The sequence below is a fragment of the Planomonospora antibiotica genome (genome assembly GCF_014647955.1).
Lineage (GTDB): Bacteria > Actinomycetota > Actinomycetes > Streptosporangiales > Streptosporangiaceae > Planomonospora > Planomonospora parontospora.
Genome location: NZ_BMQE01000013.1, coordinates 86259 through 104349, shown reverse-complemented (window position 1 = coordinate 104349; position 18091 = coordinate 86259). Strand labels below are relative to the sequence as shown.

Here is an 18091-nt window from a genome sequence, read left to right as displayed (position 1 = left end):
GTTACAAATGACATAGACGGGATTCGTTCCGTGCCGGAAGGGCTGGGGGGTGCTTTCGGTGCGGAACGGTCCCGTCTGCCGTTTCGGCACCTCCCCGCCTCCTCCGCCGCCGCATCCGCGCCCCTCCGGCGTGCTTCCCGGACCGCTTCCCCGGTGTGATCCCTCCGGTGAAAATGGAGCCGTCCGCCGTTCGGGGCGGCCATGCCGTACGCTCACCAGGTGTGATCTTGATGGTGGTGGTCAAGCGATGATGGGGCACACGCACGCGCTGACGGGGGCGATCGCCTGGCTGGGCGTCGCGCCGCCGCTGGCCGCGCTGCCGCTGCTCACCGAGTCCTCCCGGTTCGTCGAGACCGGCGTCATGGTGAACGCGCTGACCCCGGCCGAGTTCGTCGCGGGGGCGCTGGTCTGCGCCGGGGCCGCGATGCTGCCGGACCTGGACCATCCCAGCGCGACGATCGCGCAGACCTTCGGGCCGGTGACCTGGGCGCTGAGCAAGGGCGTCAACTGGCTGGCCGGCGGCCACCGCAACGCCACCCACTCGCTGCTGTTCGCGGCCGCGGCCGGATTCGGCGCCCACTACCTGGCCAACACCCATCCGATCGGCCGCGACGTCCTGGTCGTGCTCCTGATCGGCCTGGCCCTGCGCGCCATCGGGATCGGGGTGCCGGGCAAGAAGGTCGCCTCGGCGATGGTGAACGTCGCGCTGACGGCCGGGCTGTTCCTGGTGTTCCGCTCGGACGGCGTGGGGTACGCCTGGCTCGGGGTGGCGGTGGCGATGGGCTGCCTGGTGCACGTGGTGGGGGACTGCTGCACGGAGAAGGGCTGCCCGGTGCTGTGGCCGATGAAGCAGCGCTGGCTGCTGCCGTGGAAGATCGGCATCAAGACGGGCCGCGCCTTCGAGCAGAAGTTTCTCGCCCCGGTACTTTCCGTCGTCGTTCTGGGACTCGTCTACTGGCGCTTCCTGCTGGTGTGATCATACTGGTGGGTAACTTGATGTCGAGATATCTCTGGGGATATCTTGATATCGAGACATCCACTGCAACCCATCGGTGACATGCGGGTTAGGCATACCTAACCGACAGGGGCACTCGCGCGGTGCGGCAGGATTCAGTTGCGCCTTTGAGCTACGGGGCGCCAGACGACCCAGACGACCTGGTGATGAGGGAGGCGAATCGTGTCCGCGAACAGCTTCGGCAGCCGTGACACGCTCCGCGTCGGTGACGCGGCATACGAGATCTACCGGCTGGACGCCGTCGAGGGGTCGGCGCGCCTCCCGTACAGCCTGAAGATCCTGATGGAGAACCTGCTCCGCACCGAGGACGGCGCCAACATCACGGCCGACCACATCCGTGCGCTGGGCCAGTGGGACCCGTCCGCCGCCCCGAGCGTGGAGATCCAGTTCACCCCGGCCCGCGTGATCATGCAGGACTTCACCGGCGTGCCCTGCGTCGTGGACCTGGCGACCATGCGTGAGGCCGTCCGCGACCTCGGCGGCGACCCGGCCCGGATCAACCCGCTGGCCCCGGCCGAGATGGTCATCGACCACTCGGTCATCGTCGACTTCTTCGGCGGGCCGGACTCGTTCCAGCGCAACGTCGAGCGGGAGTACGAGCGCAACCGCGAGCGCTACCAGTTCCTGCGCTGGGGCCAGACGGCGTTCGACGAGTTCAAGGTGGTCCCGCCCGGCACCGGCATCGTGCACCAGGTGAACATCGAGCACCTGGCCCGCGTCGTGATGATCCGCGACGGGAAGGCGTATCCGGACACCTGCGTCGGCACCGACTCCCACACCACGATGGAGAACGGCATCGGCGTCCTGGGCTGGGGCGTCGGCGGCATCGAGGCCGAGGCCGCCATGCTCGGCCAGCCGATCTCCATGCTGATCCCGCGCGTGGTCGGCTTCAAGCTGACCGGCAAGCTCCCGGCCGGCGCCACCGCCACCGACCTGGTGCTCACCATCACCGAGATGCTGCGCAAGCACGGCGTCGTCGGCAAGTTCGTCGAGTTCTACGGCGAGGGCGTCTCCAGCGTGCCGCTGGCCAACCGCGCCACCATCGGCAACATGAGCCCCGAGTTCGGCTCCACCTGCGCGATCTTCCCGATCGACGGCGAGACGATCAGCTACCTGAGGCTCACCGGCCGCTCCGAGGAGCAGGTCGCGCTGGTCGAGGCCTACGCCAAGACCCAGGGCCTCTGGCTCGACCCGTCGGCGGAGGACGCGGTCTTCTCCGAGTACATCGAGCTGGACCTGTCCACCGTCGTGCCGTCGATCGCCGGCCCGAAGCGCCCGCAGGACCGCATCGCGCTCTCTACGGCCAAGGAGACCTGGCGGCGCGACGTGCGCAACTACGTCACCGACTTCGAGGACGACGGCGTGGACGAGGCGAGCGAGGAGAGCTTCCCGGCCTCCGACGCCCCGGCCTCCAACGCCAGCGCGAACGGTGTCCGCCCGCACAAGCCGGTCCCGGTCACGCTCTCCGACGGCACGGGCTTCGAGATCGACCACGGCGTGGTGACCATCGCGGCCATCACCAGCTGCACCAACACCTCCAACCCGTACGTCATGATGGGCGCGGCGCTGCTGGCCAAGAAGGCGGTCGAGAAGGGCCTGACCCGCAAGCCGTGGGTCAAGACCTCCCTGGCCCCCGGCTCGCAGGTCGTCACCGGCTACTTCGAGCGCTCCGGGCTGCAGCCGTACCTCGACAAGATCGGCTTCAACCTGGTCGGCTACGGCTGCACCACCTGCATCGGCAACTCCGGCCCGCTGGACGAGGAGATCTCGGCCGCGATCCAGGAGAACGACCTCGCGGTCACCGCGGTGCTGTCCGGCAACCGCAACTTCGAGGGCCGGATCAACCCCGACGTCAAGATGAACTACCTGGCCTCGCCGCCGCTGGTCGTCGCCTACGCCCTCGCGGGCACGATGGACATCGACCTGAACTCCGAGCCGCTGGGCACCGGCGCCGACGGCGAGCCGGTCTTCCTCGCCGACATCTGGCCGTCGCCGGAGGAGGTCTCCGAGGTCGTCAGCGCCTCGATCGACCAGGAGATGTTCCTGCGGGACTACGCCGACGTGTTCAAGGGCGACGAGACCTGGCAGTCGCTGCCGATCCCGACCGGCGACACCTTCGAGTGGGACCCGGCCTCGACCTACGTGCGCAAGGCCCCCTACTTCGACGGCATGCCCGCCCGGCCGGAGCCCGTCACCGACATCTCCGGCGCCCGGGTGCTCGCCAAGCTCGGCGACTCGGTCACCACCGACCACATCTCCCCGGCCGGCGCCATCAAGGTCGGCACCCCCGCCGCGGAGTACCTGCGGGCCAACGGCGTCGAGGTCAGGGACTTCAACTCCTACGGCTCCCGGCGCGGCAACCACGAGGTGATGATCCGCGGCACCTTCGCCAACATCCGGCTGAAGAACCTGCTGCTCGACGGGGTGGAGGGCGGCTACACCCGCGACTTCACCCAGGACGGCGCCCCGCAGAGCTTCATCTACGACGCCTCCGCCAACTACCAGGCCGCGGGCATCCCGCTCGTCGTCCTGGCCGGCAAGGAGTACGGCTCCGGCTCCTCGCGCGACTGGGCGGCCAAGGGCACCGCGCTGCTCGGCGTCCGCGCCGTCATCGCCGAGTCCTACGAGCGCATCCACCGCTCCAACCTGATCGGCATGGGCGTGCTGCCGCTGCAGTTCCCCGAGGGCGAGACGGCCGACTCCCTCGGCCTGACCGGCCGGGAGACCTTCGACATCGTCGGGGTCGAGGAGCTGAACTCCGGCGGCGTGCCGCGCACGGTGACCGTGCGGGCGGACGGCAAGGAGTTCCAGGCGGTCGTGCGCATCGACACGCCGGGAGAGGCCGACTACTACCGCCACGGCGGCATCATGCAGTACGTCCTGCGCTCCCTGCTCGCCAAGAGCTGAGCAAGGGGGGCGGGGGCCCGCACGCAGGCCCCCGCCCGCATCGGGGGGACACCCCGGACCAGAGCCGCCCGGCGGGCCACATCCCGCCGGGCGGCTCCGTCGTTCCCGGGACTCCGCAGGCGCCCGACGGGGCCGGACGGCGCCCTCCGGCCCTTACCGGTCACGGGCCTCCCCGGCGGACGGGAGCCGCTCCGGGCCGCCTCCTGGGCGGCCTGGTGGTCGTCTATGTCTCCACCCGGGCGCCGGGCGCGCTGGTCGGGGCGATGGTGCTGCTCGCGGTGGCCCTCCCGCGTGGGCGGCGGCCGTACCGCGCAGCCGGGCGACGATCGCGGGGGCGGGGGAGGGCTTCGTCTCGGGGATCACGGGCACCGCCATCTGGACGGCGGGCGCATCGGGACCGGGATCCTCTGCTTGGCCGCGCTCTCCGCGCTGACCCTGGTCCTGCACGGCAACCTGGGTTAATCCCACGTTTCTGGATTGTTACCGGCCACAACAAACTTTACCCGGACAAGGTCTGGTGTTCCAGGCCACAGCGGAATACGTTGCCGCAAACAACATTCAACGGCACGGTGATCCGCGACCCGGAGAGCCGCGCCGGTGAACTCGGCATGCCGCACTTCCCGACCCCCCATCTCTCGAAGTTCTCGAAGAAAGGACCCGTGCACCATGCGCAAGGGGATCCTCAGCCTGTCCGCCGCCGCCGCGGCGATGACCCTCGGTCTCACCGCCTGCGGGGGCGAGGGCGGCGACACCTCCGCACAGAGCAGCACCGCTCCCTCCGGCGCCGCGAGCCAGCCGGCCGCCGCCGGGAAGGTCGGCGTCATCCTGCCGGACAGCAAGTCCTCGGCCCGCTGGGAGACCGCGGACCGCAAGTACCTGGAGGAGGCGTTCAAGGCCGCGGGCGTCGCCTACGACATCCAGAACGCCCAGGGTGACAAGAACCAGTTCCAGACCATCGCCGACCAGATGATCACCAACGGCGCCACCGTCCTGATGATCGTCAACCTGGACAGCGGCACCGGCAAGGCCGTGCTCGACAAGGCCAAGGCCCAGGGCGTGGCCACGATCGACTACGACCGCCTGACCCTGAACGGCGGCGCGTCGTACTACGTCAGCTTCGACAACACCAAGGTCGGCACCCTGCAGGGTGAGGGCCTGGTCAAGTGCCTCACCGACAAGAAGGCCGACAAGCCGATCGTCGCCGAGCTCAACGGCTCGCCGACCGACAACAACGCCACGCTGTTCAAGAACGGCTACGACGGCGTGCTGCAGCCCAAGTACGACTCGGGCGAGTACGTCAAGGGCCCGGACCAGTCGGTTCCGGACTGGGACAACGCCCAGGCCGGCACGATCTTCGAGCAGATGCTGACCGAGCAGCCGAAGATCGCGGGTGTGCTCGCCGCGAACGACGGCCTCGGCAACGCCGCGATCACCGTGCTGAAGAAGAACAAGCTCAACGGCAAGGTCCCGGTCACCGGCCAGGACGCCACCGTCCAGGGCCTGCAGAACATCCTCGCCGGCGACCAGTGCATGACGGTCTACAAGGCGATCAAGAAGGAGGCGGACGCGGCGGCGGAGCTCGCGATCGGCCTGGCCAAGGGCGAGAAGCCGGCGGCGACCGGCACGGTCAAGGACACCGAGAGCGGCGCCGACGTGCCCGCCGTCCTGCTCGACCCGCAGGCGATCTTCTTCGAGAACGTCAAGGACGTCGTGGCCGACGGCTTCGTCACCAAGGAAGAGCTGTGCACCGGCGAGTTCGCCGACAAGTGCACCGAGGCCGGAATCCAGTAACGCGCCGAGGGAGCGGCCGGCCGGTCCCGAGGGACCGGCCGGCCGCCCCCCGCACCCGAGGAGCACCGTATGACCCCCGTACTGGAACTCCGCGGGATCGACAAGAGCTTCGGTCCCGTACAGGTCCTGCATGACGTCGCCTTCTCCGTCTACCCCGGGGAGGTGACGGCGCTCGTCGGCGACAACGGCGCCGGCAAGTCCACGCTCGTCAAGTGCGTCGGCGGCATCCACCCCATCGACTCCGGCGAGTACCTCTTCGAGGGCAAGCCCGTCCAGGTCGGCTCCCCGCGCGACGCCGCCGCCCTGGGCATCGAGATCGTCTACCAGGATCTCGCCCTCTGCGACAACCTGGACATCGTCCAGAACATGTTCCTCGGCCGCGAGCATAAGCGCGGCATCGTCCTCGACGAGGACACCATGGAGGAGATGGCGGCCAAGACCCTGGAGAGTCTCTCGGTCCGGACCGTCAAGTCCATCCGGCAGCACGTCTCCAGCCTCTCCGGCGGCCAGCGGCAGACCGTCGCCATCGCCAAGGCGGTGCTCTGGAACAGCAAGGTCGTCATCCTCGACGAGCCCACCGCCGCCCTCGGCGTCGCCCAGACCGCGCAGGTGCTGGAGCTGGTCCGCCGCCTCGCCGACCAGGGCCTGGCCGTCGTGCTCATCTCGCACAACATGAACGACGTGTTCGCGGTGTCCGACCGGATCGCCGCGCTCTACCTCGGCCGGATGGCGGCTCAGGTGAAGACCTCCGACGTCACCCACGCGCAGGTCGTCGAACTGATCACCTCTGGCCGGAGCGGGGACCTCGGCCTCACCAACGGAGTTCCGGCATGACCACCACCCTCAAGCCCGCCCCGGTCGAGGGGCCCTCGATCGCCGCCAACGCCCGCGGCTACGTCGAGCGGGTCCGCGGGGGCGACATGGGCGCGCTGCCCGCCGTGTTCGGGCTGGTCGTGCTCTGCGCGGTCTTCTCGATCCTGCGGCCCTCGTTCCTGACCTCGGGCAACTTCGCCAACCTGTTCACCCAGGGCGCCGCGGTCACCGTGATCGCCATGGGCCTGGTGTTCGTGCTGCTCCTCGGCGAGATCGACCTGTCGGCGGGCTTCGCCAGCGGCGTCTGCGCCGCGGTGCTCGCGATCCTGCTCACCGAGCAGGGGATGCCCTGGTACGTCGCCGTGGCCGCGGCGATCCTCACCGGAGCGGTGATCGGCAGCGTCATCGGCACGCTGGTGGCCAAGCTCGGCATCCCGTCCTTCGTGGTGACGCTCGCCGCCTTCCTCGGCTTCCAGGGCCTGGTGCTGCTGCTGGTCAAGGGCGGCACCAACATCTCCATCCGGGACGAGACGATCCTGGCGATCTCCAACAAGTACCTGCCGCCCGTGCTGGGCTGGGTGCTGCTGGTCGCCGGCGTCGCGGCGTACGCGGGACTGCAGCTGCTGCGCGCGCGCAAGCGGGCCGGGCGCGGCCTGACCGCCGACCCGATCTCGCTGATCGCGGTCCGGGTCGGGGCGCTGGCCGTCCTCGGCGGCCTGGCCGTCTACTTCCTCAACCTGGAGCGGAGCCGCAACGCCGCGGTCGTCTCGCTCAAGGGCGTGCCGATCGTCGTCCCGATCATCATCGTGCTCCTGCTGGTCCTCACGTTCGTGCTGCGCCGCACCTCCTTCGGCCGGCACCTGTACGCGGTCGGCGGCAGCGCCGAGGCCGCGCGCCGGGCGGGCATCAACGTGGACCGGATGAAGATCAGCGCGTTCATGATCTGCTCCACCCTGGCGGCGCTCGGCGGCGTCATCGCGGCCTCCCGGGCCAGCTCGGTCGACCCCAACACCGGCGGCAGCAACGTGCTGCTGTACGCCGTGGGCGCGGCCGTCATCGGCGGGACCAGCCTGTTCGGCGGCAAGGGCCGGGTGCTGGACGCCATCCTGGGCGGCGCCGTGGTCGCGGTCATCGAGAACGGCATGGGCCTGATGGGCTACAGCTCCGGTGTGAAGTACATCGTCACCGGCTCGGTCCTGCTCCTGGCGGCGAGCGTGGACGCGTTCTCCCGCAAGCGCGCGGCGGCCACCGGCATGAGGTGACCGGCGCCGGTCTAAGGTGATCGATGATCCTCTGACCCCCCGAAGGAACACCACGCGATGCGGGCCGGCCCCTCCCAAGAGGAGATCAGACGCCACAACCTCGGCGCTCTGCTCCGTCATGTCCACCTGAGCGGGCCGACCTCGCGCGCGGAACTCACCAGCAGGATGGGGCTCAACCGCAGCACCATCATGGCGCTCACCGCGGACCTGACCGCCGCCGGCCTCGTCCGCGAGGAGCTCCCCCGGGAGACCGGCCGGGCGGGACGCCCCTCCCTGGTGGTCCGCCCCGAGTCGGCGCGGGTCTACGTGTTCGCCCTGGACGTCGGGGTCGACCGGCTGGTCGCCGCCCGGGTCGGCCTGGGCGGGGCGGTCCTCGACCGCCGCGAGACGGTACGGCGGCGCGGTCCCTTCTCGCTGGAGGAGGTCGTCGGCCCGCTGGCCGCCTTCGCCCGGCAGATGCACCGCAGGACGCGGCCGGACACGGTCTGCGTCGGGGTGGCCGCGGCCTTCTCCGGCGGGGTGGCGCAGCACGACGGCGTCGTCAGGTTCGGGCCGAACATGGGCTCGGTGGACGTGCCGTTCGGCGAGGAGATGGCCCGCCGCCTCGCGCTCGGCCTGCCCGTGGCGGTCGGCAACGACGCCAACCTCGCGGCGATGGCCGAGCACCTGCGCGGCGTCGGCGTCGGTTGCCGCGACCTCGTCTACCTCCACGGCGACGTGGGCGTCGGCGGCGGCGTGATCGCGGGCGGCGCCCTGCTCGGCGGCCATCAGGGCTTCGGCGGCGAGGTCGGGCACATGGTCGTCAACCCCGAGGGCCGGCTGTGCGGCTGCGGTTCGCGCGGCTGCCTGGAGGCCGAGGTGGGGGAGCGGGCGCTGCTGGAGGCGGCCGGGCGCTTCGGCTCCCAGGTCGGCAGGGAGGCCGTCCGCGCGGTGGTCTCGGCCGCCGACCGCGGCGACATCGTCGCCCAGGCGGCGCTGAGCCGGGTCGGCGACTGGCTCGGCCTGGGCGTGGCCAACCTGGTCAACGTCTTCAACCCGGAGATGGTCGTCTTCGGCGGCATGCTGCGCGAGGTCTACCTCGGCTCCGCCGCGCAGGTCCGCAGCAGGCTGAACCTCGACGCCCTCCCGCCGTCGCGGGAGCAGCTGCGCCTGCGCACCACGGCCCTCGGCGACGACGCCACCCTCGTGGGCGCCGCCGAGCTCGCCTTCGCCCAGGTCCTGGCCGACCCCCTGGAGGTCCTCGCGCGCGCCGGCTCCTGACGGCGGGCCGGCGCGCTCAGTCGACGACGCTGCGGGGGGCGGTGAAGGTGTTGCAGGCGCCCGGGGTCCCGCGCTCGAAGCCGCGCTTCATCCAGTAGGCCTGGCTGCTGCCCCTGCCGTGGTCGTTCTTCGGCCAGCTCTTGTGCCCGTTGCGGGCGGTCCACTCCAGCATGGCCTCCCAGTGCTCCGGTGTGACCTGCAGATCGTCGGCGGCTCCGCGCAGGAAGGCCGCGGCCAGGCAGTCGGCCTGCAGCTCCAGGCGGCGGGAGAGCGCGAGCCTGGCCGAGGCCCGGGCCCGCCAGACGGCCCGGCTGTAGTAGGGCAGGATGCCCGCCAGCTGCTGGACGTGGTGGGCGTACTCGTGGGCCATGAACTGCGCGTGGTTGGGACCGTACGGGTTCTTCAGGGCGGCGCGGGTCAGGCCGATGTAGACGGTGCGGTTGCTGGAGCAGTAGTAGCCGCCCGCGCCGGCGGGCCACTTCCCGCAGGGGCTGCTCACCCGCGAGGTCGCGAAGCGCAGCTTCGGCGGGGTGAAGTCCAGCCCGGCCTTGCCGAACTGGATCCCCCAGGCCGTCCCCAGGCAGCGGGAGACGCGGGTCATGAAGGTCCGGTAGGAGGCCGCGCTCCCCGCCTTGATCTTTCCCGCCGGGCACGCCACCGAGGGCAGCCTGCCGGAGTCGTACAGGGGGTTCGCGGTCGCCGCGGTCCTGCCCTGGATCGGGGAGGTGCCGGCCGGGGGCGGGGGAGGCTGGGCGGAGGCCAGCGGGATCGCCCCCGCCTGGCCCGCCCCCGCCGCCAGGGAGAAGGAGAGGGCGGCGGTGACGAGGGAGGACAGGGGTCCGAGGGGAAGAGCGCTCATGGTGAGGGAAAGGGTAGGGCAACTATGGATAAAACGTATAGATTGCCCGTCCTTGCAGGCGGCGCGCTAGAGGCGAACTAGACTCGCTCTGTTACGTCAGGACAGAGGGGATGATTCCGTGAGCGAGCGCGCCGGACGGCTGGGCGGTCTTCTGGAGTCGGTCAAGGGACCACGGGACCTCAAGTTGCTGAACGCGGACGAGCTGCCGGTGCTCGCCGCCGAGATCAGGGACCTGCTCGTCAGCTCCACCGCCCGCAGCGGCGGGCACCTCGGCCCGAACCTGGGCGTGGTCGAGCTGACCATCGCGCTGCACCGCGTCTTCGACTCGCCGCGCGACCGCATCCTCTGGGACACCGGCCACCAGGCCTACGTCCACAAGATGCTCACCGGCCGGGCCGACCGCTTCGACACGCTCCGCCAGGAGGGCGGCCTGTCGGGCTACCCGAGCCAGGCCGAGTCCGAGCACGACGTCATCGAGAACTCCCACGCCTCCACCGCCCTGTCGTACGCCGACGGGCTGGCCAAGGCCTACAAGCTGCGCGGCGAGAGCGACCGCACGGTCGTGGCCGTGATCGGCGACGGCGCCCTCACCGGCGGCATGGCCTGGGAGGCGCTGAACAACATCGCCGCCTGCAAGGACCTGCCGCTGATCATCGTGGTCAACGACAACGGCCGCTCCTACTCGCCGACCATCGGCGGGCTGGCCAACCACCTGGCCTCGCTGCGCACCACCCAGCGCTACGAGGACGTGCTGGAGTTCGTCAAGGGCAACCTGACGAAGGTCCCCGTGGTCGGAGCCCCGGTCTACGACGCGCTGCACGGCGTCAAGAAGGGCATCAAGGACGTCCTGGCCCCCCAGGTCATGTTCGAGGACCTCGGCCTGAAGTACATCGGGCTGGTCGACGGGCACGACGAGCAGGCCGTCGAGGCGGCGCTGCGCAAGGCCCGCGGCTTCCGCCACCCGGTCATCGTGCACGTGCTCACCAAGAAGGGCTTCGGCTACTCTCCGGCCGAGAACCACGGCGAGGACTGCTTCCACTCGCCCGGCGTCTTCGACCCGCTGACCGGCGAGGAGAAGCCCAAGCCGCACGGCTGGACCAACGTGTTCGGCCAGGAGATGGTACGGCTCGGCACCGAGCGCCAGGACATCGTGGCGATCACCGCCGCGATGCTCGGCCCGACCGGGCTGATCCCGTTCTCCGAGGCCTACCCCGACCGCCTCTACGACGTCGGCATCGCCGAGCAGCACGCCCTGACCAGCGCCGCCGGCCTGGCGCTCGGCGGGCTCCACCCCGTCGTGGCGGTCTACGCCACCTTCCTGAACCGGGCCTTCGACCAGCTGCTGATGGACGTCGCCCTGCACCGGCTCCCGGTCACGGTCGTGCTCGACCGGGCGGGCGTCACCGGCGACGACGGCGCCAGCCACAACGGCATGTGGGACCTGTCGATCCTGCAGGTCGTCCCGGGGCTGTCCGTCGCGGTCCCGCGCGACGAGCCGCGACTGCGCGAACTGCTCGCCGAGGCCGTGGCGGTCGACGACGGCCCCACCGTGGTGCGCTACCCCAAGGGCCCGGTCGGACCCGAGATCGAGGCCGAGGGCAGGCTCGGCGGGATGGACGTGCTGCGCGCGGGCGACCCGGACGTGCTGATGGTCTCCGTCGGCCCGATGGCCGAGACGTGCCTGGAGGCCGCCGCGCTGCTCGACGCCCAGGGCATCTCGGCCACCGTGGTGGACCCGCGGTGGGTCAAGCCGCTGGACGAGGCGCTGGTGGCCGCCGCCCGGGTGCACAAGCTGGTCGTGGTGGTCGAGGACAACGGCCGGGTCGGCGGCGTGGGCGACGCGGTGGCCCGGATGCTCCGCGACGCCGACGTGGACGTCCCGGTCCGCACCTACGGCATCCCGCAGCGCTTCCTGGACCACGCCAAGCGGGCGAAGATCCTCGCCGAGATCGGCCTGACCGCCCAGGACATCGCCCGCGAGATCACCGAGGCGGTCGCGAAGCGCTCCCCGGTCCTGGAGAACCACCCGGCCCGCTGATCCCCGCGGACTCGGCCTCCCCGGCCCGCATGACCCGCCGATCGCGGGGAAGCACCCGGAGGTGATCCGCGGGACGGGGAGGCTCCGGTGGCCGTTTTCCGAGTGAAGTCCGTCGAGCAGTCGATCAGGGACACCGAGGCGCCCGAGCACCGGCTGAGAAAGGACCTCACGGCGCTCGACCTGACCGTGTTCGGCGTCGGCGTCATCGTGGGCACCGGCATCTTCGTGCTCACCGGCCGGGTGGCCAAGGAGATGGCCGGGCCGGCGGTCGCCCTGTCGTTCGTCGTCGCCGCGGTCGTCTGCGGGCTCGCGGCGCTCTGCTACGCCGAGTTCGCCTCCGCCGTGCCGGTGGCCGGGTCGGCGTACACCTTCTCCTTCGCCACGCTGGGCGAGTTCCCCGCCTGGATCATCGGCTGGGACCTGATCCTGGAGATGATGCTCGGCGCCGCGGTCGTCGCGGTCGGCTGGTCGGGCTACCTGACCTCGCTGCTGGACTCCCTCGGCCTCCGCCTGCCCGCCGCGCTGGCGGGCGAGGACCCGGTCTTCAACCTGCCCGCGGCCCTCGTCGTGCTGGCCCTCACCGCGGTGCTGGTCGCCGGCGTCAAGCTCTCCTCACGGCTCAACCTCGTCGTCGTCGCGATCAAGGTCACGGTGATCCTGCTGGTCATCGTGGCCGGGCTGTTCTTCGTCAGGGCCGCCAACTACACGCCGTTCATCCCGCCGGCGAAGTCGACGCCCGCCGTCGAGGGCCTGTCGGCGCCGCTGATCCAGGTGGTCTTCGGGATCACGCCGGTGGCCTTCGGCGTGGTGGGCGTCTTCACCGCCGCCGCGATCGTGTTCTTCGCCTACATCGGCTTCGACGTGGTGGCCACCGCGGCGGAGGAGACCCGGAACCCGCAGCGCGACCTGCCGATCGGCATCATCGCCTCACTCGGCGTCTGCACGGCCCTGTACGTCGCCGTCTCCGTGGTCGTCGTCGGCATGCAGCCGTACCGGGAGCTCAGCGAGGCCGCCCCGCTCGCGGACGCGTTCAAGGCCGTGGGCCAGACCTGGGCCGCCTCGCTGATCAGCGTCGGCGCGCTGGCGGGCCTGACCACCGTCGTGATGATCCTCATGCTCGGCCAGTCGCGGGTGATGTTCGCCATGTGCCGGGACAACCTGCTGCCCCGGGGCCTGGCCCGGGTGCACCCGCGGTACGGCACGCCGTACCGGATCACGATCCTGCTGGGCGTGATCGTCGCCGTCCTGGCCGGGCTGGTCCCGCTGGCGGAGATCGCCGAGCTGGTCAACATCGGCACGCTCTTCGCGTTCGTGGTGGTCTCGCTCGCGGTGGTGATCCTCCGGCGGACCCGGCCGGACCTGCCGCGCTCCTTCCGCACCCCGCTGGTGCCGCTGGTGCCGATCCTGTCGGTGCTGTCCTGCGTCTACCTGATGCTCAACCTGCCGGTGGAGACGTGGATCCGGTTCCTGGCGTGGATGGTGCTCGGCGTCCTGCTCTACTTCTCCTACGGCTACCACCACAGCGTCCTGGCCCGCGGACGGGGCGAGGGCCCGCCCCGCGTCCCCTGAGGGAGGCGCGGGACGGGCCCTCGCGGGGCCGGGCCGTCAGGCGGGCACGGAGGCGACGCCCGGCTCCAGGAAGCGCGGCGCGGCGATGCCGGACCGGTCCAGGAACGGGGTGATGCCGCCCAGGTGGAACGGCCAGCCCGCGCCCAGGATCATGCACAGGTCGATGTCCTGGGCCGCGGCGACCACGCCCTCGTCGAGCATGATCCGGATCTCCTGCGCCAGGGCCCGCAGCACCCGCTCGCGCACCTGCTCGGCCGTGGACGGGGAGGCGCCGCCGGAGAAGATCGCCACCGCCTCCGGGTCGAGGGAGAAGTCCGCGCCGTAGACGCCGGGCTTGCCCGCCGCGACCAGCTTCGCCATGTTCTCCGAGACGCCGAAGCGGTCGGGGAAGGCCGCGTGCAGGGTCTCGGCGACGTGCAGGCCGACGGCCGGGCCGACCAGCTGCAGCAGCGCGAACGGGGTCATCGGCAGGCCGAGGTCGTCGAGGGCGTGCTCGGCGAGCTCCAGCGGGGTCCCCTCGTCGACCGCGGCGATGACCTCGCCCATGAAGCGGGTCAGCAGCCGGTTGACGACGAACGCCGGGGCGTCCTTCACCAGCACGCTGGACTTCTTCAGCGACCTGCCGACTGCGAAGGCCGTGGCGAGCGTGGCGTCGTCCGTGGCGTGGCCGCGGATGATCTCCAGCAGCGGCATCACCGCGACCGGGTTGAAGAAGTGGAAGCCCACCAGGCGCTCGGGGTGCGCCAGCTGCGAGCCCATCTCGGTCAGCGAGAGCGAGGAGGTGTTGGTCGCCAGCACGCAGGTCTCCGAGACCACGGCCTCGACCTCGGCGAACACCTGCTGCTTGACCTTCATGTCCTCGAACACGGCCTCGATGACGAAGTCGGCGTCGGCGAACGCGTCCTTGGTCAGCGAGCCGGTCACCAGGGCCTTGAGGCGGTTGGCCTGGTCACCGGTGATCCGGCCCTTGCCGAGCAGCTTGTCGACCTCGGCGTGCACGTAGGCGACGCCCTTGTCCAGGCGGGCCTGGTCCAGGTCGGTCAGCACGACCGGGACCTCCAGGCGGCGGGCGAACAGCAGCGCCATCTGCGAGGCCATCAGGCCGGCGCCGACCACGCCCACCTTGGTGACCTTGCGGGCCAGCGCCTTGTCCGGGGCGCCGGCGGGCCGCTTGGCGCGGCGCTGCACCAGGTCGAAGGCGTACAGCCCGGCACGCAGCTCGTCGCCCATGAGGAGGTCGGCCAGGGCCTGGTCCTCGGCGTCGAACCCCTCGTCCCGGGAGGCGGTGCGGGCCAGCGCGACCAGCTCCAGCGCCCGGTAGGGGGCGGGGCTGGCGCCGTGCAGCTTCATGTCGAGCAGCGCGCGGGCGCCGTCGACCACCTGCGACCAGTCCTCGGCGGTGTGGTCGGTCCGGGAGACCTCCACCTCGCCGCGGAGCACCTGGGCCGCCCAGCGCAGCGACTCCTCCAGGAAGTCGGCGGGCTCGAACATCGCGTCGGCGACGCCCAGCGCGAAGGCGTCCCGGCCCTTGATCATGCGGTTCTGCGAGAGCGGGTTCTCGATGATCAGCTTGAGCGCGTTCGCCGGGCCGATCAGGCGGGGGAGCAGCTGGGTGCCGCCCCAGCCGGGGACCAGGCCGAGGAAGCACTCGGGCAGCGCCACCGCGGGCACGCCGGAGGAGATGGTCCGGTAGGTGCAGTGCAGGGCGACCTCCAGGCCGCCGCCCATCGCCGCGCCGTTGACGAACGCGAACGACGGCACGTCCAGCTCGCCGAGGCGGCGGAACACGTCGTGGCCCAGCTTGCCGATGGCCAGCGCCTGGCCGCGCTCGGAGACCAGGGCGGCGCCCTTGAGGTCGGCGCCGACCGCGAAGATGAAGGGCTTGCCGGTGACGCCCACCGCGGCCAGGTCGGTGCGGCCCGCGACGGCGTCGACGGCCTCGTTCAGCGAGGTCAGGCCGGCCGGGCCGAAGGTCGACGGCTTGGTGTGGTCGAAGCCGTTGTCCAGCGTGATCAGGGCCATCGTGCCGGCGCCGTACGGCAGCTCGACGTCGCGGACGGCCGCTCTGGTGACGACCTCGTCGGCGAACAGTTCCTTGATATCCGTCACTTCGCACCTTCCCAGGCGAGGTTCTCCCAGATGACCGTTCCGCCCATGCCCATGCCGACGCACATCGTGGTGACGCCGTACCGGACGTCGGGGCGCTCGCCGAACTCGCGGGCGAGCTGGGTCATGAGGCGCACGCCCGAGGAGGCGAGCGGGTGGCCGAAGGCGATCGCGCCGCCGTAGGGGTTGACCCGGTCGTCGTCGTCGGCGATGCCGAAGTGCTCCAGGAAGGCCAGCACCTGTACGGCGAAGGCCTCGTTGATCTCGAACAGGCCGATGTCGTCGATGGAGAGCCCGGCCAGGCGCAGCGCCCGCTCGGTCGACGGGATCGGGCCGACGCCCATGACCTCGGGATCGACGCCGGCGAAGGCGTAGGAGACCAGGCGCATCTTGGGGGTCAGGCCCAGCTCGGCGGCGACGTCGGCGGCGGCCACGATGCAGCCGGTGGCGCCGTCGTTGATGCCGGAGGCGTTGCCCGCGGTGACCCGGCCGTGCGACCGGAACGGGGTCTTGAGCGAGGCCAGGCCCTCCAGCGTGGTGCCGGGGCGGGGCGCCTCGTCGGCCGTGGCCAGGCCCCAGCCCCTCTCCGCCGAGCGCACGGCCACCGGGACCAGGTCGGGCTGGATCTTCCCGCCGGCGTAGGCCTTGGCGACCTTCTCCTGGGAGGCGAGGGCGAAGGCGTCCGCGCGCTCCTTGGAGATGGTCGGGTAGCGGTCGTGCAGGTTCTCCGCGGTCATGCCCATGACCAGGGCGGAGCCGTCCACGATCTGCTCGGCCACGAACCGGGGGTTGGGGTCGACGCCCTCGCCCATCGGGTGGCGGCCCATGTGCTCGACGCCGCCGGCGATGGCCACGTCGTAGGCGCCGAAGGCGATGCCGCCCGCGACCGAGGTCACCGCGGTCATGGCGCCGGCGCACATGCGGTCGATCGCGTAGCCGGGCACGCTCTTGGGCAGTCCGGCCAGGACGGCGGCGGAGCGGCCGATGGTCAGCCCCTGGTCGCCGATCTGGGTGGTGGCCGCGATGGCCACCTCGTCGACACGCTCCGGCGGCAGATTCGGATTACGCCGGATCAGCTCGCGGATGACGCGGATCACCAGGTCGTCGGCGCGCGTTTCGGCGTACAGGCCCTTGGGGCCCGACTTGCCGAAGGGCGTGCGCACTCCGTCGACGAATACGACGTCACGAGACGAAGGCACGGGTTCGCTCCTCGTTGATGGGTGGCTACGCAGACCATGCTACTGGTCGGTAACAACGTTTGGCGCGGGCGGCGCGGACCGGATCCGGGCGCGCCGCGGTGAGCTCCCCCACAGCGTCCCCCAGAGCGTCGCCGGAGCGTCGCCGGAGCGCTCCCGCGGCGCCCGCAGCGGAGGTCTACCCCTCGGAGGTGCGCGGCGGGGATCTTCTCTGGCAAGATTGGCAATCGTTTTCCAGGAGGTCGCCTGTGGTCACGCTCGAAGATGTCGCCAGGCACGCGGGGGTCTCGCTCGCCACGGCCTCGCGGGTGCTCAACGGGAGCACCCGGCAGGTGGGTGCGTCGCTGCGGGCCAGGGTGGAGCAGGCCGCCCAGCAGCTGGGCTACCGGACGAACGTGGCGGCGCAGACGCTCGCCCGCGGGGCCAGCAACGTGATCGGGCTCGTGGTCCACGACCTGACCGACCCCTATTTCGCGGCGCTGGCCGACGGGGCGATGCGGGTGGCCGAGGACCAGGGGCTGATGGTCATGGTCGCCACCACGCACCGCGATCCGGAGCGGGAGATCGCCTACGTCGCGACCCTGAACGCGCAGCGCGTGCGCGCCGTGCTGCTGGCCGGGTCCCGGATCGCGGACCCCGGCGTGACCCGGCGGCTGCGCGAGGAGCTCGACCGCTACCGGGCGACCGGGGGCCGGATCGCCTGCGTCGGCCAGGACCTGCTCGGCGCCGACACGGTGGCGCCCGGCAACGCCGAGGGCGCCGCCGAGCTCGCCCGGGCCCTCGCCGGTCTCGGGCACCGGCGCTTCGCCGTGCTGGCCGGGCCGCCCTGGCTGATCACCGCCCAGGACCGGGTCTCCGGATTCACCGGGGCGCTCGCCGAGCTGGGCCTGCCCGCGCCGCAGCTCGTGCACGGCACCTTCGACCGCGACGGCGGCTACGGGGCGGCGGCCGAGGTCACCGGCGCCACCTGCGTGTTCGCGGTCAACGACGTGATGGCGGTGGGAGCGCTGGCGTCGTTCCGGGACCGCGGGATCCGGGTTCCGGAGGACATCTCGGTCGCCGGGTTCGACGACATCGCCACCCTGCGCGACCTCGTCCCCTCCCTGACGACGGTACGGCTCCCGCTGTCCGACATGGGCGCCCGCGCGCTGGAACTCGCCCTCGACCCGTCGGAGGAGGCGCGGGAGCCCCGGGTCGAGCGGGTGTCGGGCGAGGTCGTGCTGCGCAGGAGCACCGGGGGCCTCATCCCGTAAGGGTGACGCCCCCGGGCCCTCG

The 18091-nt window shown here is 71.4% G+C and carries 12 protein-coding genes; 9 read left to right on the top strand and 3 right to left on the bottom strand.

The features are described 5' to 3' along the window. The first annotated feature begins 247 nt into the window (after positions 1-247). The 6 genes from IEZ06_RS14885 to IEZ06_RS14860 all read left to right on the top strand — a co-directional run bounded on the left by IEZ06_RS14885 (position 248) and on the right by IEZ06_RS14860 (position 9048). The gene (locus IEZ06_RS14885) at positions 248-976 is read left to right on the top strand and encodes a metal-dependent hydrolase (protein ID WP_189237285.1); all 729 of its coding nucleotides are present in this window, start codon (positions 248-250) and stop codon (positions 974-976) included. Positions 977-1177: 201 nt separating this feature from the next. Beyond that, on the top strand, positions 1178-3922 hold the full coding sequence (acnA, locus tag IEZ06_RS14880; RefSeq protein WP_189237284.1) for an aconitate hydratase AcnA: 2745 nt from the start codon (positions 1178-1180) through the stop codon (positions 3920-3922). 666 nt (positions 3923-4588) lie between these two features. Continuing rightward, the gene (locus tag IEZ06_RS14875; protein WP_189237283.1) at positions 4589-5713 is read left to right on the top strand and encodes a sugar ABC transporter substrate-binding protein; all 1125 of its coding nucleotides are present in this window, start codon (positions 4589-4591) and stop codon (positions 5711-5713) included. A gap of 69 nt (positions 5714-5782) precedes the next feature. Then, complete coding sequence (locus tag IEZ06_RS14870; RefSeq protein ID WP_189237282.1) at positions 5783-6547, top strand: ATP-binding cassette domain-containing protein; 765 nt, start codon at positions 5783-5785, stop codon at positions 6545-6547. Further along, a complete protein-coding gene (locus IEZ06_RS14865) occupies positions 6544-7788 on the top strand; it encodes a sugar ABC transporter permease (RefSeq protein ID WP_189237281.1) in 1245 nt (414 codons plus the stop codon). Before IEZ06_RS14870 ends, IEZ06_RS14865 begins: the two co-directional genes overlap by 4 nt. Before the next feature lie 57 nt (positions 7789-7845). Then, on the top strand, positions 7846-9048 hold the full coding sequence (locus IEZ06_RS14860) for an ROK family transcriptional regulator (protein ID WP_189237280.1): 1203 nt from the start codon (positions 7846-7848) through the stop codon (positions 9046-9048). Positions 9049-9064: 16 nt separating this feature from the next. On the opposite strand, the gene IEZ06_RS14855 is transcribed toward IEZ06_RS14860, so the two are convergent. Continuing rightward, entirely contained in the window at positions 9065-9907 is an 843-nt protein-coding gene (locus IEZ06_RS14855; protein ID WP_189237279.1) for a neutral zinc metallopeptidase, read from the bottom strand. A gap of 118 nt (positions 9908-10025) precedes the next feature. Between IEZ06_RS14855 and dxs the strand changes: the two genes are divergently transcribed. After that, entirely contained in the window at positions 10026-11945 is a 1920-nt protein-coding gene (gene dxs / locus IEZ06_RS14850) for a 1-deoxy-D-xylulose-5-phosphate synthase (RefSeq protein ID WP_229798157.1), read from the top strand. A gap of 87 nt (positions 11946-12032) precedes the next feature. Next, positions 12033-13514 carry an amino acid permease gene (locus IEZ06_RS14845; protein WP_189237278.1) on the top strand — a complete coding sequence of 494 codons (1482 nt, stop codon included), beginning with the start codon at positions 12033-12035 and terminating at the stop codon, positions 13512-13514. Positions 13515-13550: 36 nt separating this feature from the next. Here IEZ06_RS14845 and IEZ06_RS14840 read toward each other — a convergent pair whose 3' ends face one another. Both IEZ06_RS14840 and IEZ06_RS14835 read right to left on the bottom strand, forming a co-directional pair. Then, a complete protein-coding gene (locus IEZ06_RS14840) occupies positions 13551-15623 on the bottom strand; it encodes a 3-hydroxyacyl-CoA dehydrogenase NAD-binding domain-containing protein (protein ID WP_189237277.1) in 2073 nt (690 codons plus the stop codon). Then, positions 15620-16819 (bottom strand): thiolase family protein, encoded by a 1200-nt coding sequence (locus IEZ06_RS14835; RefSeq protein ID WP_189237276.1) that lies wholly within the window; start codon positions 16817-16819, stop codon positions 15620-15622. Before IEZ06_RS14835 ends, IEZ06_RS14840 begins: the two co-directional genes overlap by 4 nt. Positions 16820-17064: 245 nt before the next feature. On the opposite strand from IEZ06_RS14835, the gene IEZ06_RS14830 reads away from it, so the two are divergent. Further along, positions 17065-18069, top strand: a complete 1005-nt coding sequence (locus tag IEZ06_RS14830) for a LacI family DNA-binding transcriptional regulator (RefSeq protein WP_189237275.1) — start codon at positions 17065-17067, stop codon at positions 18067-18069. Positions 18070-18091: the final 22 nt, after the last annotated feature.